The following is a 25,576-nucleotide window of genomic DNA, read 5'->3' as shown; positions in this document are numbered from 1 at the left end:
CAGTCGAGCGGCAATGAAGTGGAGCGGGTGAAGGGAATCGAACCCTCGTATGCAGCTTGGGAAGCTGCCGTTCTACCATTGAACTACACCCGCAAAAAAAGGGCCGCGAAAGCAATATAAGCGGTCCGCCCGGCAATGGGCAAGCATTCTGTCTGGAGCAACAATGGATCCCACCCTGACTCTGATTGGCGCCCTGATGCTGGTCATCAGTATTGTGCTCAGCCCGCTTTCCAGCCGGGTGGGCATGCCGGTGCTGCTGATCTTTCTGGTGGTCGGCATGATGATGGGCGAGGACGGCCCGGGTGGCATCCAGTTCGACGATTTCGAGCTCGCGTTCCTGATTGCCAATCTGGCGCTGGGCGTGATCCTGCTGGACGGCGGCATGCGCACCCGTGCGGAAACCTTCCGCGTGGGGCTGAAACCCGCCCTGGTGCTCGCTACACTCGGGGTCGCGATGACCGCCGCTGGTGCCGCAGTTGTGGCCTGGTGGGTGTTCGACCTGCACTGGCTGACGGCCCTGCTGATTGGCGCCATCATCTCATCCACCGATGCCGCAGCCGTGTTTTCACTGCTTCAGGGGCGGGGCCTGCACCTGAACGAACGGGTCAGTGCCACCCTGGAGATCGAATCCGGCAGTAACGACCCCATGGCGATTTTCCTGACCCTGATGCTGGTCACGCTCATCGGTAACGATGGCGACCACGCGGGCTGGGCGGTCTTGACCATGCTGGTGCAGCAATTCGGTGTCGGCGCCGTTGCCGGGATCATTGGCGGCTTCGCCGTGGTTGAGCTGGCCAACCGGATCCGCCTGACGCCTTCGCTGTATCCCCTTCTGGTCGCCGCTGCTGGCATCTCGGTGTTTTCTGCCACAAACGCCCTCGGCGGCAGCGGGTTTCTGGCCATTTATCTGACCGGCGTGGTGATCGGTAACCGCCATGTCCGGATGATGCCGATGATCCTGCAGGTGCACGATGGTCTGGCTTGGCTGGCCCAACTGTGCCTGTTCCTGATGCTCGGACTGCTGGTAACGCCCTCCGATCTGATTCCTCTGGCCGGCGGCGGGTTGATCCTGGCCCTCTCGCTGATCTTCATTATCCGCCCGCTGACGGTCATGCTCACCCTCTGGCCGTTTGCCTTCAATCGCCGCGAGCTGGGTTTCATCAGCTGGGTCGGCCTCCGGGGTGCGGTGCCGATTGTACTGGCCCTGTTCCCGATCATCGCCGACTTGCCGGAAGCTCAACTGGTCTTCCACGCGGCTTTCTTTATCGTGCTGGTCTCGCTCCTGGTTCAGGGCACCACCATGACACCCCTGGCCCGGAAACTTCGCCTGGAAGTTCCGGCCGGAGAGGATCCCTATCGAAGGCTGCCCCTGGATGCGCCGGCCGCCGGCGACCACGAATTGATGCTGTTTCCGCTGCGGGGCGAAATCTGGGAGACGCCGCGGCGGCTGAGCCAGCTGCGGTTTCCCGAGAACACCGCGGTCGCTGGCGTCTTCCGGAACCGGGTTTGCCTGCAGCCGAAAGCCGATCTGGAAGTTTCCAGTGGCGACATGGTGGCGATGTTCGCAACCCCGAGCGTGCTGCCGGAGCTCGGCAAGGCTCTGAGCGGCCGCCACGCGCCCAAGTACCTGGCTGAACGGGCATTTTTCGGAGATTTTGTGCTCAACGGCGATGCCCTTCTGGGTGACGTCGAGCAGGTTTATGGCATTGAATTTGACGATCTGCCCCCGGAACTGTCCCTGGCTGAATGCTTTGCGAGGCGCACCAAGGGGCACCCGGTTGTCGGTGACGTGGTTACCCTTGGCCCGGTAACGCTGGTGGCCCGGGCCACCAGTGCTGACCAGGTAACCAAGGTGGGACTGAAGATGGACAATTCACAAAATGGTTGATCAGCGAACCAGATAGCCAAAAAAGTTAACAAAACCCCTTAACAGATCCCTTGCGGGCTATGGTATAAATCGCCTGTACAAAGATTAATCATTGGTAAGTTAAGGACATGAGCATTTTCCGCGCCCTATTATCCAGCCTCGCCCTGCTCTGCATGGCGGCCGCTCCAACCGCCTTTGCAACCGAGCTGCTGGCCAAGGCCGACACCCGGATGCCGGTTGCCACCATGTATGAGCCCGCGGACATTCAGAACGTCAGTAGGGTGGTGGTTCGCAAGGGAGAGCGCCGCCTGTACCTGATGGATGGCGAGGACGTGGTTCGCAGCTACCGCATTTCCCTGGGCGACAATCCGGAAGGCCACAAGCTGTACGAGGGTGACGAGCGCACACCGGAGGGCGATTACACCCTGGACTGGCGCAATGCCGAGAGCGATTTCTACAAATCCATCCACATCTCCTACCCCAGTGAGCGGGATCGGGAACTGGCATCCGCCTGGGGCCTGGACCCCGGTGGCAGCATCATGATCCATGGCCTTCCCAATGATGTGGGCGACATGGCCTTCGCCTACACCGGTCTGGATTGGACCGATGGCTGTATTGCCGTGACCAACGAAGAGATGGACGAAATCTGGCAACTGGTGTCGAACGGGACCCCGATCAGCATTCACCCCTGAGAAAAGCCTGACAGCAGAATTAAGTTGTTGTCATACGCTAAGAATATTTACCTATCCTGAGTTAACATTTTGGCTTACAGTGTTTTACACTGTTTAACGACTCCGGTAGTCAATGCCTATTATGCCTATCGGGCACAGGTTGACAGGAAGTCGTCTATACTGACTTTCGGATCACAGGAAATAACTCGACCAATAAGGGGATTTACAATGCGTAAACTGACGATCGCCGGGATTGCACTGGCCACTGCTCTGACTGCAGGTTGTGCCACGACTGACCAAGGCGCCCTCGACGAAGCGAATGCAACCGCCAGCTCCGCTGAGCGCACTGCTGAAAATGCAATGAACACCGCTAACAGCGCTGCAAGCTCTGCACGTACTGCCCAGCAGACTGCAGAAGAAGCTCTGGCCGCTGCCAAGGCAGCCCAGAAAGCCGCTGACGAAGCAAACGAGCGTGCCAAGCGTATGCTCGAGCGTGCCAGCCAGAAGTAAGGCTGATACGTAACAGAAAAGGCCGGCAATGCCGGCCTTTTTTTATGCCTCGGGTTCGGGTTTGTCCGGATCGGGCTTATCAGGCGTAAAGGGTTTGTTTTCCTTCAGGAACGTGGTCATCAACTCCATTGGCAGCGGAAACACAATGGTGGATGAATTGGTATTGCTCATATCCGCCAGGGTCTGCAGGTAACGCAGCTGCATGGAACCGGAGTTGGTAGACATGACATCCGCCGCTTCCACCAGCTTCTTGGACGCCTGTAATTCGCCCTCGGCGTGGATGACCTTGGCACGCCGCTCGCGCTCGGCCTCGGCCTGGCGGGCAATGGCACGAATCATGGACTCGTTGAGATCCACGTGCTTGATTTCCACGTTGGCCACCTTGATGCCCCATTCCTCGGTCTGGGCATCGATGATTTCCTGGATATCCGAATTGAGCTTGTCCCGCTCTGACAGCATTTCGTCGAGATCGTGCTTGCCCAGCACCGACCGCAGCGTGGTCTGGGCCAGTTGACTGGTCGCGGAATTGAAATCCTCCACCCGGATAATCGCCCGCTCGGGATCCACGACACGGAAGTAAAGCACGGCATTCACCCGTACCGTCACGTTATCGCGGGAGATGACGTCCTGGCTGGGAACATCCAGGGTGATTACCCGCAGATCCACCCGCACGATCTGCTGAATGCCGGGAATGACGATGATCAGCCCCGGGCCTTTGACACCCTGGAACCGCCCGAGAAAGAAAACAACGCCACGCTCGTACTCCGGCAGGATCTTGATGGCCGAAGCAAGAATGAGCAGTAACACCACCGTTGGTGCCAGATAGGGAATCAGATCGCCAATCATACGGCCTCCTTGTATTGCCGTTACTTTGTCTGCCGGGTCAACCGCTTTCCTGGATGACCCTGACGGTTACCGTCAAACCTTCAATTGCTGTCACTTGAACCCGGTCACCCTCCTTGACAGGCGCTTCGCTGATGGCATTCCAACGCTCACCGCTAAGCCGGACATGACCACGGTAGTGGCCATGCTCTCCCGAGAACTCGTCCAGTGCCACGGCTTCCTCATGGGTGATCTGCTCGGCCCCACTGACCGGATGCCGTCGACGCAGGCCGATGAAGCGGGTCACCGTCCAGAGGATAAAGCCACCGGCCACCACGGCGGTGCCGCCAATTGTCGGTAGCGAAATATCCCGGTGACTGCCATCCATCAGGATGATCGAACCGGTCACAAAAGCGACAATGCCGCCGACCCCCAATATCCCGAAACTGGGCACAAACGCCTCCCCCACGATGAACGCCAACCCGAGGATGATCAATGCCAGGCCGGCATAATTCACCGACAGAACCTGGAAGGCAAAGAGCGCGAGAATCAGCGAGATAGCGCCAATCACGCCCGGCACCACGGCACCGGGGTTGGCCAGTTCGAAGATGATGCCGTAGAAGCCGATAATCATCAGGAAGTAGGCAACGTTCGGATCGGTGATCACCGACAGCAGGCGGGTGCGCCAGTCCGGCTGGGACCGGACGATTTCCAGACTGGCCGTATTCAGGGTCATGTCGCCCGACGCCATGCGAACGGTCCGGCCATCCATTTGCTGCAGCAAGTCCTGAATGTTGGGTGCGACCACGTCGATGACGTTCTTTTCCAGGGCCTCATCGGCACCGAGATTCACCGCCTCACGGACGGCTTCCTCGGCCCACTCGGCATTCCGGCCGTGACGTTCCGCCAGCCCGCGAATATAACTGACCGCGTCTTCCAGAACCTTGCGTTCCATGGCGGTACCACCGCGCCGTTTGCCGTCATCGTCGCTGGCTTGCTGTTCGCCGTCAGACGAAGACCCGGATTCGGAATCAGAGCCTTCCTCCGTTTGCGGCTCGCCGGAGGCCGGATCGCTCTCCGGTTCCGGGCTGCCCGGCAGGCCGCCCATCTGAACCGGCGTCGCAGAGCCCAGGTTGGTCGCAGGGGCCATGGCGGCAATGTGACTGCCATAGAGAATAAACGTGCCAGCGCTGGCGGCCCGGGCGCCCTGCGGGGAAACATAGGTAGCCACGGGAACTTCAGAGGCAAGAATCACCTTGATGATATCCCGCATGGAATCCATCAGGCCGCCCGGGGTGTCCATTTCAATGATCACCAGGCCGGCACCCTCAGATTCGGCCCTGCGAATACCCCGGGTGACATAGTCCATGGTCGCGGGGCCAATGGCGCCCTCAACTGTAAGCACCAGAGCGGTCTCGGAAGCCTTCTGCTGGGCAAAAACCTGATGGGCGAGGGAAGCCAGTGCCAGCAGGGCGCCGGTCATCATCACCAGGGCCCAGCGCCGAAGCCGGGCAGGGTTCTGTGATCGCATGGGATGGTTTACCTGCATGACGCCTCCCCGGATCCGGAAAAATTCTGATTGCTGGACATACGATGGCACAGTGGCCGCGGTTCTGTCTCAGGCACTCACGCAGCGCGGCACTCTTGCCCGGAACTCTATGTCAGAAGTATAGCCGCTGCTCCGGCTCGTTGGCCGATTCCGGTGACTTCTCTTCCACGGTCTTGTCTGCGGCCATTTGGGTAACCCGTTCACCAATCATGGTTGGCAGACCATCGGCCTGGTCCACTGCCAGCTCAATGGCGCCACGCTTGACCTCAACGCCTGGGTGCTGGCTGCGGAAAGCTTCAACTTCAGCGAAGACCTGCTGCCATAAACGGTCGCGATCTTCTCGGGGGTAGTCTTCATGGGGGCGGTGCACCTCAAGCCAGACCTCACCATCCGAGAAACCGATCTTGACGGCATCGTGGACAACCTGAACCGGTGTACCTTTCTCAACCTGGTAAACAAACCGGGAGATATCCTCGTTGTACATCCGGAAACAGCCATGGCTGACCGGCATGCCCACACCAAACTTCTTGTTGGTGCCGTGGATCAGATAGCCTTTCTCGCTCAGCAACAGGGCGTGGGTACCAAGCGGATTCCCGGGGCCCGGAGGAATCATACGGGGCAGGTACTCACCTGATGCCTCGTACTCCGCGCGAATACTGGCCGGCGGATACCAGGCCGGAGATTCCAGCGGCATGGTGACTTCGGCATCGGTCAGCGGAGAGGGATTTTCAGCCGTTCCCACTCCAACCGGGTACACCTGAACTCCCCCATTGGTGAAGTAATACAGGCGGTACTCCGCAAGATTGATGACAATGCCCTCGCGCCGGGAGTCGGGCAGCACATAATGGCGCGGCAGGGTAATCGTAGTGCCTTCTCCGGGTAGCCAGGGGTCGACACCGGGATTGGCCTTCACCAACTCCAGATAGCCCATGGCCAGACGGTTGCCAATGCCGGCAAAAGTGTCCTCGTAACGGGTCTCGAATACGCCAAGCTCTCCGGCCAGGTCCCCCTGGATCGGGAAGGTGGGCACACGAGGGCTTCTGTCGGGTTTCTCCGGGGTATCCGAATTACTGACAGCCTCCACAGGCTGTTCCGAACCGATGGTCGGAAATGCCAGGAGCTGTGCCAAAGCAAAAACCATTAAGAATCTGAACCACATAGAAAACATTCCGAAAGCATCAGGCAACCGGGTACAGTGACAGCAAGTACCCTCAGGAGTTCATAAAGGTTGCCCACACTGTTACAACGGCAAGCACCACGAACAGAACGCTTGCGCCAATCCGGGCTGTGGCAAGGGGCAACCGTTCCATCAGCCAGCGTCCTGCCATGATAACCGGTATGTTGGCCAGCAGCATCCCCACCGTGGTGCCCAGAATAACCCAGAAGGTTTCGGTAAAGCGGGCGGCGAGAACGACCGTTGCCACCTGGGTCTTGTCGCCGATTTCCGCCAGGAAAAACATGATGGTGGTGGCCATGAACGCCCCCATGCCCAGAAACTTCGAGTCTGCGCTGTCATCCTTGTCGGGCACCAGTAGCCACAGAGCGATGGCGACAAAGCTGCCGGCCAGAATCCAGGGCAGCCAGGCTTCTGGAATAAAGGAAGCGACCCAGGCACCGAGCCAGGCAGATAAGGCGTGGTTGAGAACCGTTGCGACAAAAATGCCGAGAATAATAGGCAGGCGTGTGGCGTATCTGGCAACCAGGAAAAGCGACAGCAACTGGGTCTTGTCACCAATTTCCGCTATGGCAACAGCAACCGTCGAGGCGAGAAAAGCGTCCATGAAAAACTCCAGGGCGGATAACCAGACATGAGGCAGCCCACCTTCCGCCCAATGGAGGTGAAACCGCCTCAGGTCTTGCCAATATCACCGGTGTTGCGGTGAAACATGATAGCCATGGGGATTTGGCCCCAAGTATGTTGACTATCATCCGCTCGGACATTCCGATGCGGAGGCTACTCCCCTGAAGAGATGCCGGCATAATAATGAATCCGGCGCGGGGCCGCAACCAAAGGTCTTCCTAGACCCGCATTCGCCAAACCGGGATCGCCGCAACCGCTACGAATGCCGCCACCAGCCACCAGGCGGAATGGAACGCATTGATCGTTGGCATGCCCGCACTGTGCTCGCCGAACTCGATGGTCAGGGCCACCAGGTTGACACCAAAGGCGCCCCCGAGCTGTCGCATAAAGTTCAGGCTACTGGAGCCGGCACCTAACTCCTGTGGCTCCAGCGGGTTCAGGGCACCGGTCGACAGAGCCGGAAGCATGAATCCGATGCCAACGCGCCCCAAAACGGTCCAGAGAACCAGCCAGCCGAACGCCAGCTCGAGGTCTGACATCGCGAACAGTACGGCTGAAAGGGCAAATACACCAATCCCGAAGACAACCAGAACCCGGGCGCTATGCCTGTCCGCCAGCCGACCGGCCAGCGGGAACGTCATACCCAGGACAATCCCTGCAGGCAGCATCAGCAACCCTGCCTCCGTCGCACTGAACCCGAGGGCTGTCTGGACAAACAACGGAATAAGATAAGTGGATCCGAACAGCGCCAGCCCCAGCGCCATGGCCCCGAGGCAGGCGAACAGGAATGCCGGTTTGCGCAGCAAGCCGATGTTCACCAGCGGGTGCGCAGTCTGCCGTTCACGCAACACAAAGAACACCAGCCCGCAAAGGGCCAGCAATGCTTCAGCAAGAATCCACGTCTGCTGTCCTGACGCCTGCTGCAGTCGGTTGAGGGTATCCAGGGACAGGGCAATGGTGAGGCCGAGCAGTAACAAACCGGGCAGATCAAACCGATAGGGCGCCGGCCGGGAGACCGGCAAAGGCAGGAAACGCCAGGCCATCAACACACCCAGAAGCGTAACCGGAGCCGGTGCAAACATCACGTAGCGCCAGTCCAGCTGATCAACCAGAAAGCCTCCCAGCACCGGACCGAGGGCCGGGGCCAGAATCACCCCCATACCGTAGATACCCATGGCCTGGCCGCGGCGATCGCGGGGGAAAATCCGGAACACCAGATACATGCCCATGGGCTGCATCAGGCCGGCCATGGCACCCTGGCCGATCCGGGCGGCGATAAGCTGCCCCGGCGTCTCGGCAAAACCGCCGGCAAGGGAAATCAGGGTAAAGAGAAACATGGCTACGGCAAGGGTCTTGCGAACCCCGAAGTGATCCAGCAGCCAGGAGGAGGCCAGCATGGTGGTGGTCATGGCGGCGATAAAGCCCGTTGCCAGCCAGTGAACCTGGCCCTGGCGAATGCCGAACTCCACCATGATATCGTGCAACGCCACGTTGACTACGGTGGCGCTGAGTACGGTAGCCATGGTGCCTATCATCACCGTGGCCACCGCCAGCCAACGCCAGCGATCCCCGTAGCGGGCTTTCAGACCCTCAACTGAGTTATCAGCCAAGGGTTATTTCTGCTTTTCGGCGTTTTCCAGGATCTTGTGGAACACCTTTACGGTGCACTCGATCTCTTTGTCGCTGATGCCTTCCAGCATTTCCTCGCGCAGCACCTCGGCTCGCTCGGAAAGGTCATCCATAAACGCCCGGCCGGCGTTGGTCAGATGCAGCCGCCGCGCACGGCGATCGTTCGGGCAGGGCCGGCGCTCAATCAAATTCTGTTGCTCGAGACTGTCCAGCAGTCGAACCAGGGTCGGATTCTCGATCGCCATCAGGCTTGCCAGCTCACGCTGTGTGAGGCCCTCACCGCCTTTTTCCAGGTACACCATCGTGCTCCAGCGCGCCTGGGTGACGCCCAGATCCTTCAGGCGCTCGTCCAGCATTTTTCTCCAGCGCCGGGTAACCCGCGCTACCGCAAAAGGAAACTGGTCTCTCATTTGTCGTCACTCCATATCAAAAGAGGGCTTGGCCCGGGCCGGGCGCTGCCACGCCTTCGGCCAATTAATCACATTATCGGAAAGTCACCAATAGTATGCTAACCATTGTGATAAAAACAGATACGGAAGTAAAAACAAAATTGGGGAAAACCGAAAGCAGCGTCAGCTCGCCTGACGCTGCTCTTCGTGCATTTCCTCGACTTCAGGAGACTCATGGAACTCGCTGTTCCGCGGATCGATTTCAGCAAGCACCGGCGACGCTTCCGGCATGGCAGGTACGAAGTGCTCCTGATCTGCAACGGCAACGTCCTCGGTATGACTGATCCGGTAGCTGGTAATCAAGGCCAGCAGCAGCAGGAAGCCGGCATTACCGAAGAACAGGCCTTTCGGCCCCAGGAGATTGATCAGCTCCGCCATGACAACCGGCCCGATGACACTGCCAACGCCGTAACTGAGCAACAGGGTGGCACTAGCGGCCACAATACGGGTGCTTTCCATACGGTCATTGGTGATGGCCACGGCTACGGGATACAAAGCGGCTGAAAGCCCCGTGAACACACCAACCAGAAGGGTCAAAAGCCACGCATTTTCGGCCCCGAGAACTCCGACACCGCCTGCCGCTGAAGCCGCTACCAGAGCGATCCAGAACATCACGCGGCGCCGGTCGAAACGGTCGCAGAGCCGGCCCAGCGGCCAGGCAAGGATCATGGCCGCGACAATGGCACTGGCCATGAACGTGGATGTCCGTGCAACGTCCAGCCCGACCAGTGTTGCGTACACCGGCCCAAGCGCATAAAAGCCGCCGATCATGACGCCACAGATCAGGGCGCCGGCAACACCGGAAAAGGATTCCCGTGCCAAAGTGAAAATAGAGATGCGCTGAACCTGCTCAATAACGGGCGCTTCCATTTTGGTCAGTGCCAGCGGCATCAGCGCCACCGCCAAGAGAATCGCGGCAATCGAGAAAGGCATGAAATTGGCGGGGTCGCCGATATTTACGATGAGCTGGCCGCCGGCGGCGGACAGATAAAAAACAATCTGGTACACCGCAAACAACGCACCGCGGTTGGCATTAGTGGCACGGCTGGAGAACCAGCTCTCGATGACCACCAGCACACCGGCAATACTGAACCCGGAGAGTACCCGCAGAACGGCCCAGAAAATCTCGGAAACGGCCATCGGATAGAGTAGCGACGTGACAGCGGCAGCGGCGGCAAACACCGCGAACGCCCGGATATGACCAACCCGGCCGATAATCCTGTGAACGTAGAGCGTACCCAACACAAAACCGATGGAATAGCAGACCAGAATCCAGCCGATAATATCTGGCGATATCGCCTCGATACTCAGACGGATGCCCAGCAGTGTCATCAGGAATGCATTGCCACTGACCAGCAGAATAATGCTTAGAATCAGGGCAGACAGGGAGGTGACCATTCGGGTCATTACAGCGGCTCCGGGCGTTACAGGGTATTCTGGATTGAATGAAAGACAAAATAGCAGCAAGTCCCGGACTTTGCCGGCGACGTATTAGATCAGTAGCGGGAAGTGAAGCCACTAGGCACTTCCCGAAACCTGTTAACTGCATCACAAAAACCCGCAAAGGCCGCCGTGTAGCGGTTTAACAGGGTTTTACATTAATGCGCCGTAACAGACCATGAGTGCCGGAGCAGGTAACATGAAAACGAGCTATTCATTGGACCGTGAGCGCCTGGTTATGAAAAAAACGGACTGGCCCATCCGCTGGGATCTGCTGCTTCGCTATCGACTTATCGAAACGATTGCCCTGTGGGAAGGTCGTCTGACTACCAACCACATCTGCCACAGTTTCGGGATCGGTCGTCAGCAGGCGTCCAAGGATATCAACACCTATCTGCGCGAACTGGCGCCGGGCAATCTGGTTTACGACCGTCACCTGAAAGGTTATGTCCCTGCCGATAGATTTCGCCCGGTGGTCACCCGAGGCGTGGTCAATGAATATCTGGACCTGCTTGCCCGCCAGCAAAACCTGAGCACCACGTTTGAATCCCTGAACATTGGCCTGCCGGACAGCACCGTGGTCCAGGGTCCGAATCGGGTCATCGCGCCCGAAACCATGCGTGCGGTGGTGACGGCAACACGACAGGGAAGACAGCTGCGGGCCAGCTATGCCTCCCTGAGCCGACCGGAAGCGGTGGAAAGCATACTTGAGCCGCATACTCTGGTTTGTGCCGGCGACAGCTGGCATTTGCGTGCATGGTGCGACTCAAACCGGGAATTCCGGGATTTCGCCCTGAGCCGATTCCGGACCTCGCCGGAGGCCCTCCGGCAGCGCGCCAGACACACCCGGGACCAGGACGAGCACTGGAACCGGCAGGTTACCCTGGTGGTCACCCCGGATCAGCGCCTGACCCAAGCCCAGCAAGAGATCATTGCCCGTGACTACGGCATGGAACATGGTCGTCTGGAAGTTGCTACCCGTGCCGCGCTTGCCCCCTACGTGCTGTCACGGCTCGGTATTACCTTCGACAATCAGCACCCGGATCCTCTGGTGCAACAGCTTGAGTTGGCCAATCCCGACCAGTTGGGATTTGGCAGCAAACGCGAACAGGCCCTCAAAGCCGTTGCCGGCCTCAGCTAAACCGCCAGTGTGAGCTCTGGGACCTGGCGGTATGTCTTTCTCGGCGTTCTGATTCTGTCGTTTCTGCCCGCAGCAGGGAGGGCAGAATCGGTCTGCGGTGATCCCGCAACGCCGATTTCCCGGGTCCAGGGAACTGGCCCGACCTCACCCATGGCAGGAGCTACCGTCACCGTCGAGGGCATCCTGACCCAGGATTCCCGGGCAAAGGGCGGCTTTGGTGGTTTTTACCTGCAGCAAGCCGACCATCAGACCGACGGGAATCCCGCCACTTCCGAAGCGCTGTTTATTTACACCGATCGTGAAATCGCCGATGTCGGCATGCGAGTGCGGGTAACCGGAAAGGTGAAGGAATACCACGGGCTGACCGAAATGGTGTCGGTTCGGAGCATCCGGGCGTGCGGGCGTGGGCCGCTTCCAGCGCCCATTGCCATCACCCTGCCCTGGACCGTCGATCCGGAACATCTGGAGAACATGAGAGTTACCTTTCGCCAGCCCCTGACGGTGGTGGACAACTACAACCTGGCTCGCTACGGCGAGCTTGGGCTGGCGGCCTCAGACCAGGTCCAGCCTACGGAATACCTGCCCCCCGGCAAAGAAGCACACCGGGCATTCACCCGGAACGGGGCAAACCGCGTTCTGCTTGATGACAACCGGTCCAGGAGAGACCCCCGCCCGGTACCCTGGCCCCCGGGCGGCCTGTCCTCGGCAACCGTAAGGGCCGGTGATCAGATTAGAGGGCTCATCGGTGTGCTGGATTTCCGCTTCGATGCCTGGCGGCTCCAGCCTTCTCAGGAGCCGGCTTTCCTCGCCACCAATCCCAGAGAAACCGCACCCGGGCCGCGGCATGAGGCTTCGGTGCGGATCATGGCTCTGAACCTTGGTAATTTCTTTAACGGAGATGGCCGGGGCGGCGAGTTTCCAACGAGTCGTGGGGCCGGGACACCGGCGGAATTCCGGCGCCAGCAACAACAACTGGTGAACACACTTCTGGCCCCCGATCCGGACATTCTTGCGCTGACCGAACTTGAGAACGACGGCTATGGACCGGCAAGTTCCATAGCGAAACTTGCAGAGGCCCTGGGCGGCACCTGGCGGTTCGTCAGCACGCCCGGCCAGGACGGCGATGACGAGATCCGGACCGGCCTGCTCTACCGCAGCGACCGGATTAGCGCCGTTGGCCCGCCAGAACGGCTTGCCAAAGGGCCATTTGAATCGGGAGGCCGGCCTCCCCTGGCTCAGGATTTCGGCCGAACGGACGGTGATGCTACCGTTCGGGTCATTGTTCCTCACCTTAAATCGAAATCCTGTCGGGGCGCCCGTGGCGATAATCAGGACCAGGCCGATGGCCAGGGCTGCTACGCGAGCCGGCGGACCAACGAAGCGAAAACACTGGCGGCCTGGTCCGGCAGCGATACCCGCAGGCACCATTCAGTCGGCACCCTGATAATCGGTGACCTCAACAGCTATGCCCGCGAACATCCCATCGCAGTGCTGGAGCAGGCAGGTTTTACCAGCATGGTGCACCATTTCCATCCCTGCACCGAAAAGATCTGTGGTCACTACACCTACCGTTACCGTGGTCAGAAGGGCTCGCTGGATTTCGCACTCGCCTCCGAGACCTTAAAACCAAGGGTTACGGGCGCCTGGAGCTGGCTGGTGAACGCCGATGAGCCCCGGGTACTCGACTACCGGAGCGATCACCCGGCATCCGGCCGGGGACCCTGGCGATCCAGCGACCATAATCCGGTGATTGTCGACCTGAAGCTCTGACTTTCGACGCCCCGTCACGGGCAATCTGTTGCCCATTCGCCGACGTCCACGGGCACTGTGGCCAAGGCTCCGGATACTGGTCCCGGTAGACTGGTGGTCAGACCCAAAACCGGTGATCGCTGACAACCATGAGAATTCCTGCCCCCAACTTCTGGCCCGCTGCCCGCACGGGACAACGATTACTTCTCCAGGCCCGCCGCCATGAAACCATGGTCGATGGCCACAAGATGGTTTTCCTGGAACGGGGATCGCCAGGTGTCGGCCGCCCGACGATCGTCCTGATTCATGGCTTTGCCGCCATGAAGGAAAACTGGGGGCTGTGGCTGCAAAGACTGCCAAGACGCTGGCATCTTCTGGCGCCGGATCTGCCGGGATTCGGGGAGAGTGATTACCGGCCGGAGGCCTGCTACCGCTACGAAACCCAGGCCCGTCGACTGGCTCAGTGGCTTGCGGGCGTTAACACGGACAACATCCATCTGGCCGGCAGCTCCATGGGTGGCGCGATTGCCGCAATACTGGCCCACACACTGGATCCGGCGCCCCGCTCGGTGACGTTGCTCAACAGCGCCGGCATCCCCGAACATAAAGAGGCAGACATTCACGCCCCCCTGAAGCCTGACCGGGATGGCATCCTGATTCCACGGGACTGGAAAGGCGTCTACCGCATGTTCAACAGTGTTGGCACCGGCAAGCCCACGGTCTCCGGACTTGCCATGGCCGGCCTTCTCGGACCGGATCTCCTGGGCCGCACCGAGGCCCTCCGGCATATCTTCAGTGACATGGTGGCAGACGCGCTGGCACCGGCCCGCTACCTGGGCCCCGAGACACCACCACTGCAGGTTCAGTGGGGCGACCGTGACGTGATTACCCCGACCCGCTGCGTTGACTGGTTCAGCTCGGCCACGCCTCAGGCAGAAATCCACATGTTCCGGGGTGTCGGACATCTTCCGATGCTGGAAACGCCCGGGCGATCTGCCGCAGCTCTGGAACACTTCGTCCGCCGTCATGGCCAGTGATCGATCCGGATGCTTCCTGCCAACCGGCCGATGATTGGCCTTTCAGGCCATTTATTCCGTCACCGAAGTCATGGGGCAACGAGCCGCGAGGCGCCATAATCGTCGAAACCAAGCGTTCTGCGACATAACAAGAACAGAATCAGACGAGGAAATCCCATGCGCGCCTCCGTTTCAACGGCACAGGACCTGGGCATGCCGGCCATCTACCTGCATCTTCTGGCCGAACTGCTGAACACCATCGGTGTTGACGAACAGGACCTCCTCCTCCGGGTCGGTCTTGACCCGGTCCGCCTGCAATCCACCGATCGGCGGGTGAGCCAGACCCAGGCCAGCGAATTCGTCACCCGGGCCATTATCGAGAGCGGCGAACCGGGGCTCGGTATCATGCTCGCCAGGGAGCTGAAGCTGCCCCTGCACGGCGCCCTGGGTACGGCCGTCATGAGTAGCCGTACCCTGGGCGATGCCATGGAGCTGATGACCCGATACCTGACGCTAAGGGTGCCTCACCTTCGGGTCTGCAAACGGGAGACCGGCAACCTGGCCTGGTACGTTGTGCATTGTGATATCGACCTGGGGCCTCTGCACGGCTTTATCATGGATGCCATGCTGTTTGGTTGCGTTTCCATGGGGGCACAGTTGACAGGCTCGGTCATTGACGGTTTGCGGATTGTTCGCCGGGGAACGGAGCCGGCCTATTTCCAGCGTTTCCGCTCACAGATCCCGGTGCCGGTGGAATTCGGCGCTACGGAGAATGCCCTGGTGATTCCGGTTGGCCGTCTGAGCCTGCCCGTGCGCTTCACCGATGATCAACTGGCGGCCTCGTCCAAAGCCCAGTGCGAGGAGGCGCTGCGGCAGCTGACCGAAGACGCCGGATTTGCCTGTCGCGTCCGACGGGTAATCGAGACCAGCCACCCCTTCCCGCCAAAACTGGCCAGGGTAGCGGCCACCCTGTTTGTGTCCGAGAGAACGCTCAAGCGGCGGCTGCAGGAAGAAGACGCCAGTTTCCAGCAGCTGGTAGATCAGGTCCGCCTGGAACGGGCACAGGATCTGCTCCGCAGTACCACCATGAATCTGAGCCAGATTGCCGATGCCCTCGGTTACGCCGACGCGGCGAATTTCACCCGGGCTTTCAAGCGCTGGACCGGCAGCAGCCCCAGCCATTACCGAATTTCGCAACCCGGCCCCGGGCTGATTACCGCCAGGCGGGCACTGGCCACGGGGTAATCAGTCGATGCCGATGATCTTGTGCATTTGCAGGGTCAGGCGCCACTGCGGATGCGCGAGACAATAATCGGTGGCGCGTCGGGTATTGCTTTGTTTGATCTCATCCACAGCCGTTTCCGGTATCGAGGGAGAGGCCATCGGCGACAGGAAATAATGGCTTGCGCGAATGCCCAGGAATCGCTCCGGCATCGCCAGGGGCTGGGGATAGACCAGCTTCAGCTCGTCACAGGCCTCAAGCACCACCGGGGCATCGGCTTTCGGACTGACGCAGAGCCAGTCGATGCCTTCGGGCGCGGGCAGGGTACCGTTGGTCTCTACCCCTACCTCGAACCCTTCCCGGTGCAGAGCCTCGATCAGGGGAGCATCCAGCTGCAGCAGGGGCTCGCCACCGGTGCAGACCACGTAGGGCTTGCCGGGTGCCTCCGGCCAAAGATTGCGTATGTGACGGGCCAGTTCCTCCGGGGTTTCAAAGCGACCACCATTCTGGCCATCAGTACCGACAAAATCGGTATCACAGAAATTGCACACGGCAGTGGCGCGGTCCTTCTCGCGACCGGTCCAAAGGTTGCACTTGCTGAAACGACAGAACACGGCAGCACGCCCGGCCTGGGCACCTTCACCCTGCAACGTGTAGAAGGCTTCCTTGACCCGATACATCAGCTTGCCGCCTCGTAGTCCAGGGGATCTTTGACACCATTGGCAGCGAAGGCTTCCAGTCGTTCAACACAGGAGCCGCAGCGTCCACAAGCCCGCTCCCGGCCGTTGTAGCAGGTCCAGGTCTGTGCATAGTCCAGTCCCAGGCGCAGGCCTTCAGCCAGGATCTGACCCTTGTCCATGGTCATGAAAGGCGCCTCAATGCCGACCGGCTCGTAGTTGGCCACGCGGCAGACCGCGTCCATTTTATCCACAAACTCCGGGCGACAGTCCGGGTAGATAGCGTGGTCGCCACCATGAGCTCCGTACCAGACGGCGCCAGCACCTGCGGTCACGGCGTAACCGGTCGCCAGGGACAGGAGAATCATGTTTCGGTTAGGCACCACGGTCGATTTCATGCTGTCTTCTTCATAGTGGCCTTCCGGCACATCGATATCCGAGGTCAGCGATGAGCCGGCCATCACCTCACTCATGGCGCGGATATCGATCACCTTGTGGGGTACACCCAGCGCTTCACAGACCGAACGCGCGCACTCAAGCTCCCGGACATGGCGCTGCCCGTAGTTGAAGGACAGGGCATGAACCTGGTAGCCGCGCTCCCGGGCCAGATGCAGCAGGGTGTAGGAGTCCATGCCTCCGGAATAGATAACGACTACGGTGTCTGTCATTCGGGCTCCCCGTATGGTGCGGTTCGGATTTGGCTGGTTTACTGTCGCGCCCGAGGCCTGTTGCTGTCATCGGGCTTTTACAATGAATGGACATATTGTAACAGTGCAGGAACAGGTTGGGTTCGCGTCTCGCTTGCGGGGCGGGTAAACTCAGCGAAAAACAACTCATCAGCTACACTGACTCCATGACCACTATCCAGCCGGCATTCATCGATTTCGAGGCATCAAGCCTTGATCTGATCGCGAGCTACCCCATTGAGGTGGGAATCTGCATGCCGGATGGCACTCTCCACAGCTGGCTGATCAGCCCCCACGTGCTGTGGCAGGACTGGTCACAAAGCGCTGAGCAGATTCACGGCATTTCCCGCGAGACCCTGGAAGCGGATGGTATTGCGGTGAGCGAAGTCGCCAGTGCCCTCAACGAACTGCTGCCGGAACAGGTGTTTTGCGATGCCTGGACCTTCGACAGTTTCTGGCTGCACCGTTTGTTCAAGGCCGCCCGCATGACGCCAACGTTTCAGCTTGAATCCATTTCAGCGCTGTTGGACACGAGGCAGGTGCGCGAATGGTCAGCACTTCGCCAACAGGTGATTACAGAGCTTGGCCTGCCTGTGCATCGGGCCGCAAACGATGCCCTGATTCTCCACAAGACCTGGGAACGGATTGCGCCGAATCAGGACGAACTGGCGCCGTTAACGGGTCAAACCCGGCAGGCCTGACGCATTCCCGGTTGATCAGTGCCTGGCGTGACGGACACGCAGTGCGATGACCTCGAGACCATCCCGAAGGGTATTCTGCGTCCAGTAGGTCACCAGGGCCATGAGCGCGGCTCCGGTCACGGTAAACACCAGATTCTCACCCACGACCTGCTCCTGCGCGACCAGCAGGTAAAGACCAAGTGCAATAATCAGGGCGAGTTCAATCAATGCGTGGGAACGGAACTTTTTACTGGCAGATCCGGCTTCGTCGGACATTTTGCTAGGTTTCAACCTCTGTCTGTTGATGGCGATTAATCGAATATTAGTGTGCGAATTATCGCCGGGACAGGCCGCAAAATCTGTAAGAAGTAATGGCTACGAAGATTCCACTACCCAAAAAAAACGCAGCCATAGAGGCTGCGTAGAAAGGAGAGATCCATCGACTGCCTGGCGCGGCAGGCAGTCGGGATTGCACAACGTAAAACACGTGACGGAAAGAATTATGCCAAGCGCCCCTGGAGGCCGTCTGTAGGGGTTTGCCGAAGAAGCCGGGCTATTGCAAACGGCCCATTAGCCTATACACTGGTAGTCGAACCGAAACATAAGAGCCGGTATGACCAGAATGATTCCACAGTTCAGCGCTTACACAGCAGCAGGTTGCCATGCAGGGCAGTCTGTCCGCGCGATGGTGAAAGACATCTAACGGCTTTCGGTCAGTCCCGGGAGCCTATGTAGCGACCGGGTCAGCTTCTCCGCGAAACCCCGGTCGCTTCAGGCACCGGGGTTTTGTTTTTGCAGCCGCAAAACGACAAGGAGAACATCATGAAAAGACATCCGACAACTCGCGCAGCAAACCAGCCCATGAACAATCGCCAGGGCCCGATCAAGCGTCCGGAGAAGCTGCCGCTGCTGGATGCCATCTGCAAAAAACTTAATCAGCGCGTCAATCTGGATGACGAACAGCGGGTGCTGGGAGTGTATGAGCGGGGCTGGATCTTCAAGGGCGTCCTGGGCAATATGAACGACGCCGAGGCAAGGTACGTCAGAGCATTGGCGACCCGTTACAATTCCTGGATTGCCCGGCAGGTCGCCTGATTCAGAAGCCGCGTGTCTGAACCGGTCAGTGGCGCCGGTTCAGACCCTGCATCATCGCCATATCGCCGCCGTGAACCATGGCGTAATTGTTGACCACATCGTGTATTTTTTCCTGGGAATAAGGCTTGACCACGTAGCCGTTAGCGCCGGCACTGATCGCACGCTGAATACTCTCGATCGAATCGTCCGCCGTCACCAGCACAATGTGCTGTTCCTCACGGGCGTCCTTGAATTCCAGCATCAGTTCGTGCCCATCGCCGTCCGGCAACCCCAGATCCAGCAGGATGATGTGAAATTCCCCGGCTTTGAAAGCCGTCCTGGCGGAAGCTGCGTCAATACACTCGATCACTTTGGTTGCGCCAGCGTTGTAGAGCATATCCACGAGCCGCTCTCGCATCACAGGCTCATCTTCCACTACCAGCACTTTCAGATCCGTCATGTGGGTTGCTCCTCTCAAACTGTCGGGTCGTTGCCTGTGCGCCGTGGCAGGTCCAGCGGCGCTGGTCGGGGCTCGCTCATGTCACTGTAGTCAGAGCGTGGCGAGGTCTCCGGATTGGCCGTCGTCCCGTCCTCCATGCCAAACCGTGTCAGTATATTGCTGATGCTCACAGCGGTTGTGTAGAGGGATATCGCAATAATCAGAAGGATCGGCTGAACAAAGGTTACAAAACCGGGTACATCCGCGCTTCCCAGTATACTCAGGATCAGAATGATTGCCGGCCCCAGCACCACGAAAAGCGTCAGGGCGATGAAGAAAACAATGCGCTCCTTGTAGCGCCCGAGCTCCCGGTTGGTCACGAGACCGAGCACGAACTTGCCGATAGCCAGACCGGCAAGGATAGCGGCGGCGATGCTCAGGTCCGGTCGCAGCAGGGTTTCGTAAAGCCGGCCTTCCCACAACCGTTGCATACCGATAATCAGAAAGGGAAACAACACAAACAGGATGTCGGCATAGGTACCATACATCATGCTCAGGGAATGGTGTTCTCGGCGTTCCGGCAGCTCACTCATCGGGTTCTTCCTGTTGGTCATACTCACACACGTCAGCCTGGCGTTTTCGCAGCGGCGAGGGCACGGTCTATCATTTCACCGAGTTCCTTCAGTTCGCTGCGAACACGTTCCCAGTCCGGCTCAGTGACTTTCAGCAGCTCTTCCAGTATACCCGCCTGTCGGGTCATCAGCGGATAGCCCATGGCACCCGCCGTGCCCTTGATCTGGTGGGCTTCGGTTTTCATTGCTTCACGATCTGCGTCCGCCAGCGCGGCATCCATTCGGGTCCGCCGCGCGGCAAGCCCATCAAGAAACTGTGCCACCAGGTGGGCAATTTCAGCGTCTTCGCCGGTATCCGCGGCGAAAACGGGGCCCGTGCCCAGCAGCCGATCCAGCAGGGCCGTCAGGTGGGACTGATCAATGGGCTTGTTCAGCACGCCGTCACATCCGGCCTCAAGCAATGCATCGGTTTCCTGCTGATCGCCGGCTGTAAAGGCAATCACCGGCCGGCGGAACCCGGCCTGGCGCAGCAACCTGGTGGCATCAACACCATCCATTCCCGGCATGTGACGGTCCATCAGCACCAGATGAACCGTATCGGACAATGCAGTCCGAACCGCGTCCTCGCCGCCGGTCACTGCCACGACGTCCAGACCTTCCCGGCGCAGCATACGCTCTACCAGCTGCCGGTTTTCGGTGTTGTCTTCGGCAACCAGCACCTTGCCCTGATAGCGTGAGGTTCGTTCATTAGCGGAGGCCGGCGTCACCGAAAGGTATCGTCCCAGTGTTTCATAGAAGCGCTGCTTGTCGATGGGCTTCGCCAGGTGTTCATTGCAGCCGGCCAGGCGATAATCGGCAATGTCCTCGGACATCACATTGGCGGTGAGCGCGATGACCGGCGTATTCACCCCGGCTTCGCGAAGTGCCGCCGTGGCGTCACGGCCGTTCATCACCGGCATCTGTATGTCCATCAGGATCAGATCAAAGGGTTCGCGAATCGCCATTTCCAGGGCTTCCGCTCCGTTGCTCACATGGACAAGCTCGGCTCCGGTTCGAGACACCAACAGGGAAACAAGCCGCCGGTTCACCTCGTTGTCCTCGGCACACAGGATACGCCCTGACAATCGCGGCGCGACAACCATGGGGATGGTCCGGCGGCGCTGGCTCAGCTCCGAGGCGTCGCGCAGGAAATGCACCTCATCCAGTGGCCCGGTCCGGATCGAAAGCTCAAACTCGCTGCCCTCGCCATAGGTGCTGTTCACCCGGATACTGCCGCCAAGCATTTCCGCCAGACGCCGGGAAATGCTGAGCCCGAGGCCGGTGCCACCATATTGCCTGGAAATGGCGGCGCTGCCCTGGGCAAAGGGATCGAACAGCCGCCCCAATTGCTCCGGCTTCATGCCAATGCCGGTATCCACGACCCGGGCCACGAGCAATTCCTGATCGCGATCACAACGGACCACCAGGGAAATGGACCCCTTATCGGTAAATTTAAGGGCATTACCACACAGGTTGATAATGATCTGGCGCAGTCGGGTGGGGTCAGTGCGCACCTGCTCCGGCAACGGGTATTCGCAGATGATGCTGAAATCCAGTCCTTTTTCCCGGGCTCTTGGCGCGAAGAAGGCGCGAATCTCGTCAAGAAGTTCCGGCAGATTGACCGATACGATGTCCACATCCAGTTTGTTGGCGTCGATTTTCGAGTGGTCGAGGATGTCGTTGACCAGGTCCAGCAGATGTCGGCCGCTGCGCACCACCGTCTCGGCACTGCTTCTTTTCTCCGGTTCACTGAGATCCGGATCAAGCAGCGTTTCTCCGTAACCGATGATGGCTGCCAGCGGTGTGCGGATCTCATGGCTCATATTGGCCAGGAACTGGCTTTTCGCCTCCGCGGAATTGCGGGCAAGCTCCTTCTCGAGACGCTCCTGCTCGCGCTCCCTCTCGATCCTCAAGCGATTGTGACTTTCGGTGGCGTCGATGCAGGTGCCTTCCAGATGGGTCGGCTCACCCTCGGTGTCATACACCGTATGCAGTGAGATGGTCGCCCAGCGCTCGTCACCGTCCCGGGTAAGGTATCGGGCCTCAATGCCCTTGACCGTGCCCCGGGCCTCCAGCTGCTCGATCACCAGCCGCCGCAACCGCTCGTCGGCGATGCAGGTTTCCAGTACGTCCGGGTTCCGCTTGAGCAACTCGCGGCTGCTGTTATAGCCCAGCAGGCGCGCCATGGCGGGATTGGCCGTGACAAATCGCCGGTCCGGCGACATCTGGAACACGCCCTCGATGGCGTTATCGAACAGCGACTGGTAACGCTGAAGGTTCGACAACGCCCGCTGGCTCCAGCCCAGGGCCTCGCCCTGGACCTGCTTGATCCTGTCTGCGAGGGCAAAAGAAAACAGGATAATCTGCGCGGTCAGACCAAACTGGGGTGAGTAAGCGGTGAAGGTGTTCAATGGCAGTATGCCCATCACCGTCAGGGCATAGATACCGAAGCCCACCAGCGCCAGTGTCCAGGCGAAAAAATAGGAACGGGCCGCCGGATTGTAATAGCGCCAGGACAGGTAACTGACCACGATCAAAATCAGGCTCAGCAGAATGGAGCCAACCACAATCCATTCCATGGCCACGTGGTAGGGCAGGAACAGCGACAGCACGAAAGTGGCAACCACCGAATACAGGCACAGGCGGATGACCTGATCAAGATCGGCCGACCGTTCCCGGGTTTCAAGCAGCGACCTTGCCATCAGAAGGCCCCAGAACCAGGTCAGAATGATCTGGAAGTGCAGGAACTGCTTGTCGAACAGAGCGGGCCGGCTGTCGAGAAGCTGGATACCGTGAACCTGTTCGGTGAAGATAAAGATGGCCGCAAAGACCAGGTAGAGCACGTAATAGATGTTGCTCCGCTCGCGAACCGAGACCGCGACGAACAGGTTGTAGGCAAGAATGGCCAGCACCGAACCAAGCAGGATGCCCCGCACCAGCTCATCCACCGAGACTTTTTCAATGTAGCTGTCCGGGTGCCAGAGGCTGATCGGCAGACGGAAAGTATTGGTGTTGACCACCCGCAAGTAGACGTGGCTCAGGGAATCCGGTGCCAGTGAAAGGCGGAATGTCGGGTTGGGGACAGCCAGGTCCCGTTCCACCCAGTTGTCCTCATAACCCGCCTGTCGCTGATCAACCAGATCTCCGTCGCGAACCATGAACAGGGTGACTTCATCCACCAGAGGCAGGGCAAGCTCAAGGATCCATCCGTTCTGGTCCGGATTGCCCGCGGAGCGGAGATCCAGGCGCACCCAGTATGCGGATTCCGTGTAGCCGAAGTTCAACACGCCGCCGTCGTGGCGGGTAAAGGCACCCGATTCGAGAGCGCGAACCTCATCGAGGGTCAGTTCCTGCCCCGGGTCCTCGAGATACCAGATGCAGCCACCCAGATCACGGATACTCTCGATACCGCCGTCCAGTACAATCTCGCCATCATGGCAGGGCCCGGCCGCACTGGCCGACGCCGGCATCATGGCCGTGACCAGGAACAGCAGGACCGCTACCAAAGACGTCACCGCTGGAAGCGCCAATTCAAGCCGTTGCCGCAAAATGTGATCTCCGCGAGGGTAGATACCGGTTTTTTGTTTTACTGTCAGTAGCCACGCCGGGGCTATACCGACCCGGTGACTCACTTTAGCCGTTTACACCGTTTTTCGCATCCCGGGGCCATCTGAAATGAGACATTCCTGCATTTTCGCCGCTGTTTCCATGACCACACTTGTCCTGAGTGGCTGCGGACTTGAGGATACCGGACCTTCCGCGTTCAATCCGGCGACCAATGTGGATCTGACGTTCTCGAGCTTCAACCTGGAAAACACGGAGGTGGCACCGGACAACCTCGGCAATACCCGTTTCTGGGACTTTTACCGGGGCATCCAGCCGGCAGCAGACGATTCCGACGACCTGCAAACCACCGGGGAAATACGCAGCCACATCGAGGTTTTCATCCGCGCCACGCCAACGGACGCCGGCACCAGCTATGACAGCGTGCGCAACCCGCTGGACCTGATGAACCAGGTGCTGGCCTCCGGCGAAGTCACCAATTTCCAGGAAGGCAAACGATACATCAGCCAGAGGATTGCAGATGGTGTCGCAGGCACCTACAACAGCCGGGGCAACGGCGCGCAGATCCGGTTCACAGACCAGTCGGCGGTGATTGCCGATCTGCCGCTGAACGACCAGCTCTGGATCTACCCGACGCTCGACTGGCGTTACCTGCCGGATGGCCCGGAAGGCTCGGATCTCGAAAACAAGGTATATCGCACGATCCAGTACGTCAGCCGCAGTGTTGAAGAAGAGGAGCAGGCCGCCCAGCCGGAACTGGTCAGCGTGCTGGCAGGCAGCCGGTTTGATGCCAACAGTTTCATGACACTGGGCTACAGCCCCACCGAATTCGCCACCGCCGACTACCTGAGCCGGAACCATGGCAGCATTGAACTGCGCCAGGATTTCATTGACGAAAACACCGACACGCTGTTTATAAAGAATGACGAATCCGAGGTGATCACACTTGATCGCTATCCAGGTTATGGCCTGGGAGACAACAGCCCGGACTGCCTGAGAGTCGAGCTGGATTACAACATGGATCTGGTGAGGATTTTTGCCTCGAACGGCGAGCCAGCGCGCATTGACGACCCTGACTCAACCGACGGGCAGGACACCATTCCGAATCCGGCCAATTGCACCTACCAGGAAGACGCGGATGCAGTCACCAGTTGGTCAACGGTGGCTATTGCCGAGCGCTAGCTGGCGCCGCCATCCCTGAGGTCCCAGTTCTGCAGGAAGCCTTTCTTGCGGTCGATCATGCGTTCATAGGTGGAGATCATGATGGCCGCGTGGGGTGCTTTGACAAGACGCAGGGTTTCTATTCGGCGCTCCAGCCGTTCAACTTCAGAGCGCACCTGCTGGTGCACATGATTGCGAACGCTGTCGTGATGGTCCAGCTTGACCTCGCGGGAGGCGGGCTGGTTACTGGGGGGTGTGGGCTTGTCCATTCGGCTTCTCGTCCAATGAGTCGTGATAGATCCTTTTCCCATCACGCAAGTCTGCACAACTGTCCGACATAGTGCAATTAAAATGAATAGAGTTTCATTTTTATTTTCAGCTCTGCCGGACCACCTGTCATCCAGACGACAGAACCCCTGCTATAGTTCCCTGTAGAGACGACATTGCCCACCGACAGGAGCTCCCATGACCCAGACATCCGTGGCGGATACCCTCCGTGAATATCTGTCGCTGCTGGAACTGCTGGACGATGCCTACTGGGAAGCCAGCAGCATTCACCATAAGGACATGCTGTACGACATCATCAGCATCTTCAGCCAGGAAGTGGCCGAGATAAACAAGCTCAGTATCCAGGACCACCATTACCCCTATGAGGTAATTACAGAAGGCATACGCCGGGTTGTGCCCAAGCTTGAGCGACTTGATGAAAACCGGGAAGACGTCATCCAGCGCACCCAGACCCTGACGGATTTCAGGGACATTCTGTCCTCCGTGCTGGGCATACTCGAAGCCCAGCTCAGGACGCTCTGAACCCTTTG

The 25,576-nt window shown here is 59.3% G+C and carries 25 protein-coding genes, 1 tRNA gene and 1 riboswitch; of the genes, 11 read left to right on the top strand and 15 right to left on the bottom strand.

The window, feature by feature from the left end; genetic code table 11:
* Positions 1-19: 19 nt before the first annotated feature.
* Positions 20-93, bottom strand: a tRNA-Gly gene (locus MDHKLMBL_RS06525).
* 70 nt (positions 94-163) lie between these two features.
* Here MDHKLMBL_RS06525 and MDHKLMBL_RS06520 point away from each other — a divergent pair.
* The 3 genes from MDHKLMBL_RS06520 (at position 164) to MDHKLMBL_RS06510 (ending at position 3,048) form a co-directional block, all read left to right on the top strand.
* Complete coding sequence (locus MDHKLMBL_RS06520) at positions 164-1,888, top strand: potassium/proton antiporter (RefSeq protein ID WP_008176837.1); 1,725 nt, start codon at positions 164-166, stop codon at positions 1,886-1,888.
* Positions 1,889-1,995: 107 nt separating this feature from the next.
* On the top strand, positions 1,996-2,559 hold the full coding sequence (locus MDHKLMBL_RS06515) for a L,D-transpeptidase family protein (protein WP_008176836.1): 564 nt from the start codon (positions 1,996-1,998) through the stop codon (positions 2,557-2,559).
* Positions 2,560-2,766: 207 nt separating this feature from the next.
* Positions 2,767-3,048 carry an Lpp/OprI family alanine-zipper lipoprotein gene (locus MDHKLMBL_RS06510; RefSeq protein ID WP_008176834.1) on the top strand — a complete coding sequence of 94 codons (282 nt, stop codon included), beginning with the start codon at positions 2,767-2,769 and terminating at the stop codon, positions 3,046-3,048.
* Positions 3,049-3,090: 42 nt separating this feature from the next.
* Here MDHKLMBL_RS06510 and MDHKLMBL_RS06505 read toward each other — a convergent pair whose 3' ends face one another.
* The 7 genes from MDHKLMBL_RS06505 to MDHKLMBL_RS06475 all read right to left on the bottom strand — a co-directional run bounded on the left by MDHKLMBL_RS06505 (position 3,091) and on the right by MDHKLMBL_RS06475 (position 10,705).
* Positions 3,091-3,894 carry a slipin family protein gene (locus tag MDHKLMBL_RS06505; RefSeq protein WP_008176832.1) on the bottom strand — a complete coding sequence of 268 codons (804 nt, stop codon included), beginning with the start codon at positions 3,892-3,894 and terminating at the stop codon, positions 3,091-3,093.
* Positions 3,895-3,931: 37 nt separating this feature from the next.
* Positions 3,932-5,419 (bottom strand): NfeD family protein, encoded by a 1,488-nt coding sequence (locus tag MDHKLMBL_RS06500; protein ID WP_104270402.1) that lies wholly within the window; start codon positions 5,417-5,419, stop codon positions 3,932-3,934.
* A 112-nt stretch (positions 5,420-5,531) separates the two neighbouring features.
* Complete coding sequence (locus MDHKLMBL_RS06495) at positions 5,532-6,578, bottom strand: L,D-transpeptidase family protein (protein ID WP_008176827.1); 1,047 nt, start codon at positions 6,576-6,578, stop codon at positions 5,532-5,534.
* Between the two features lie 52 nt (positions 6,579-6,630).
* Positions 6,631-7,200 carry a TMEM165/GDT1 family protein gene (locus MDHKLMBL_RS06490; RefSeq protein ID WP_008176825.1) on the bottom strand — a complete coding sequence of 190 codons (570 nt, stop codon included), beginning with the start codon at positions 7,198-7,200 and terminating at the stop codon, positions 6,631-6,633.
* A 4-nt stretch (positions 7,201-7,204) separates the two neighbouring features.
* Positions 7,205-7,387: riboswitch (yybP-ykoY riboswitch) on the bottom strand.
* A gap of 51 nt (positions 7,388-7,438) precedes the next feature.
* A complete protein-coding gene (locus MDHKLMBL_RS06485) occupies positions 7,439-8,830 on the bottom strand; it encodes a DHA2 family efflux MFS transporter permease subunit (protein ID WP_008176822.1) in 1,392 nt (463 codons plus the stop codon).
* A 3-nt stretch (positions 8,831-8,833) separates the two neighbouring features.
* Positions 8,834-9,259: a MarR family transcriptional regulator gene (locus MDHKLMBL_RS06480; protein WP_008176821.1), complete on the bottom strand. Its 426-nt coding sequence runs from the start codon at positions 9,257-9,259 to the stop codon at positions 8,834-8,836.
* A 162-nt stretch (positions 9,260-9,421) separates the two neighbouring features.
* On the bottom strand, positions 9,422-10,705 hold the full coding sequence (locus MDHKLMBL_RS06475; protein WP_104270401.1) for an MFS transporter: 1,284 nt from the start codon (positions 10,703-10,705) through the stop codon (positions 9,422-9,424).
* A gap of 271 nt (positions 10,706-10,976) precedes the next feature.
* On the opposite strand from MDHKLMBL_RS06475, the gene MDHKLMBL_RS06470 reads away from it, so the two are divergent.
* The 4 genes from MDHKLMBL_RS06470 (at position 10,977) to MDHKLMBL_RS06455 (ending at position 15,889) form a co-directional block, all read left to right on the top strand.
* On the top strand, positions 10,977-11,879 hold the full coding sequence (locus tag MDHKLMBL_RS06470) for a helix-turn-helix transcriptional regulator (protein WP_175497395.1): 903 nt from the start codon (positions 10,977-10,979) through the stop codon (positions 11,877-11,879).
* Positions 11,880-12,029: 150 nt separating this feature from the next.
* The gene (locus tag MDHKLMBL_RS06465; protein WP_104270400.1) at positions 12,030-13,649 is read left to right on the top strand and encodes an ExeM/NucH family extracellular endonuclease; all 1,620 of its coding nucleotides are present in this window, start codon (positions 12,030-12,032) and stop codon (positions 13,647-13,649) included.
* Between the two features lie 128 nt (positions 13,650-13,777).
* Positions 13,778-14,665, top strand: a complete 888-nt coding sequence (locus MDHKLMBL_RS06460; protein ID WP_008176813.1) for an alpha/beta fold hydrolase — start codon at positions 13,778-13,780, stop codon at positions 14,663-14,665.
* A gap of 156 nt (positions 14,666-14,821) precedes the next feature.
* Positions 14,822-15,889: an AraC family transcriptional regulator gene (locus MDHKLMBL_RS06455; protein ID WP_008176811.1), complete on the top strand. Its 1,068-nt coding sequence runs from the start codon at positions 14,822-14,824 to the stop codon at positions 15,887-15,889.
* Here MDHKLMBL_RS06455 and queE read toward each other — a convergent pair whose 3' ends face one another.
* On the bottom strand, positions 15,890-16,546 hold the full coding sequence (gene queE, locus MDHKLMBL_RS06450) for a 7-carboxy-7-deazaguanine synthase (RefSeq protein ID WP_008176809.1): 657 nt from the start codon (positions 16,544-16,546) through the stop codon (positions 15,890-15,892).
* The gene (queC, locus tag MDHKLMBL_RS06445; protein WP_104270399.1) at positions 16,546-17,211 is read right to left on the bottom strand and encodes a 7-cyano-7-deazaguanine synthase QueC; all 666 of its coding nucleotides are present in this window, start codon (positions 17,209-17,211) and stop codon (positions 16,546-16,548) included. The genes queE and queC overlap by 1 nt, the downstream gene beginning before the upstream one ends.
* A gap of 185 nt (positions 17,212-17,396) precedes the next feature.
* Between queC and MDHKLMBL_RS06440 the strand changes: the two genes are divergently transcribed.
* A complete protein-coding gene (locus tag MDHKLMBL_RS06440; RefSeq protein WP_039882176.1) occupies positions 17,397-17,930 on the top strand; it encodes a 3'-5' exonuclease in 534 nt (177 codons plus the stop codon).
* Between the two features lie 15 nt (positions 17,931-17,945).
* Here MDHKLMBL_RS06440 and MDHKLMBL_RS06435 read toward each other — a convergent pair whose 3' ends face one another.
* The gene (locus tag MDHKLMBL_RS06435) at positions 17,946-18,185 is read right to left on the bottom strand and encodes a hypothetical protein (RefSeq protein WP_104270398.1); all 240 of its coding nucleotides are present in this window, start codon (positions 18,183-18,185) and stop codon (positions 17,946-17,948) included.
* 546 nt (positions 18,186-18,731) lie between these two features.
* Between MDHKLMBL_RS06435 and MDHKLMBL_RS06430 the strand changes: the two genes are divergently transcribed.
* Positions 18,732-19,004 (top strand): hypothetical protein, encoded by a 273-nt coding sequence (locus MDHKLMBL_RS06430; protein WP_041645887.1) that lies wholly within the window; start codon positions 18,732-18,734, stop codon positions 19,002-19,004.
* A 25-nt stretch (positions 19,005-19,029) separates the two neighbouring features.
* On the opposite strand, the gene MDHKLMBL_RS06425 is transcribed toward MDHKLMBL_RS06430, so the two are convergent.
* From MDHKLMBL_RS06425 to MDHKLMBL_RS06415, 3 genes are read right to left on the bottom strand one after another with little or no spacing between them, the layout of a single operon-like run.
* Positions 19,030-19,443, bottom strand: a complete 414-nt coding sequence (locus MDHKLMBL_RS06425) for a response regulator (protein ID WP_008176796.1) — start codon at positions 19,441-19,443, stop codon at positions 19,030-19,032.
* Between the two features lie 14 nt (positions 19,444-19,457).
* Positions 19,458-20,015, bottom strand: coding sequence for a hypothetical protein (locus MDHKLMBL_RS06420; RefSeq protein WP_008176794.1), 558 nt, complete (start codon positions 20,013-20,015; stop codon positions 19,458-19,460).
* 32 nt (positions 20,016-20,047) lie between these two features.
* Positions 20,048-23,506, bottom strand: a complete 3,459-nt coding sequence (locus tag MDHKLMBL_RS06415; protein WP_241956199.1) for a response regulator — start codon at positions 23,504-23,506, stop codon at positions 20,048-20,050.
* Between the two features lie 202 nt (positions 23,507-23,708).
* Here MDHKLMBL_RS06415 and MDHKLMBL_RS06410 point away from each other — a divergent pair, with 202 nt between their 5' ends.
* Positions 23,709-24,779 (top strand): hypothetical protein, encoded by a 1,071-nt coding sequence (locus MDHKLMBL_RS06410; protein WP_104270397.1) that lies wholly within the window; start codon positions 23,709-23,711, stop codon positions 24,777-24,779.
* Here MDHKLMBL_RS06410 and MDHKLMBL_RS06405 read toward each other — a convergent pair.
* Complete coding sequence (locus MDHKLMBL_RS06405; RefSeq protein WP_104270396.1) at positions 24,776-25,027, bottom strand: hypothetical protein; 252 nt, start codon at positions 25,025-25,027, stop codon at positions 24,776-24,778. The two genes, MDHKLMBL_RS06410 and MDHKLMBL_RS06405, sit on opposite strands and share 4 nt — an antisense overlap.
* Positions 25,028-25,223: 196 nt before the next feature.
* Between MDHKLMBL_RS06405 and MDHKLMBL_RS06400 the strand changes: the two genes are divergently transcribed.
* Positions 25,224-25,568, top strand: a complete 345-nt coding sequence (locus tag MDHKLMBL_RS06400; protein WP_008176786.1) for a hypothetical protein — start codon at positions 25,224-25,226, stop codon at positions 25,566-25,568.
* The last annotated feature ends 8 nt before the right edge of the window (positions 25,569-25,576 follow it).

Source organism: Marinobacter flavimaris, from assembly GCF_002933295.1.
Classification (GTDB): domain Bacteria; phylum Pseudomonadota; class Gammaproteobacteria; order Pseudomonadales; family Oleiphilaceae; genus Marinobacter; species Marinobacter flavimaris.
This window is presented reverse-complemented; position numbering and strand designations above follow the sequence as displayed.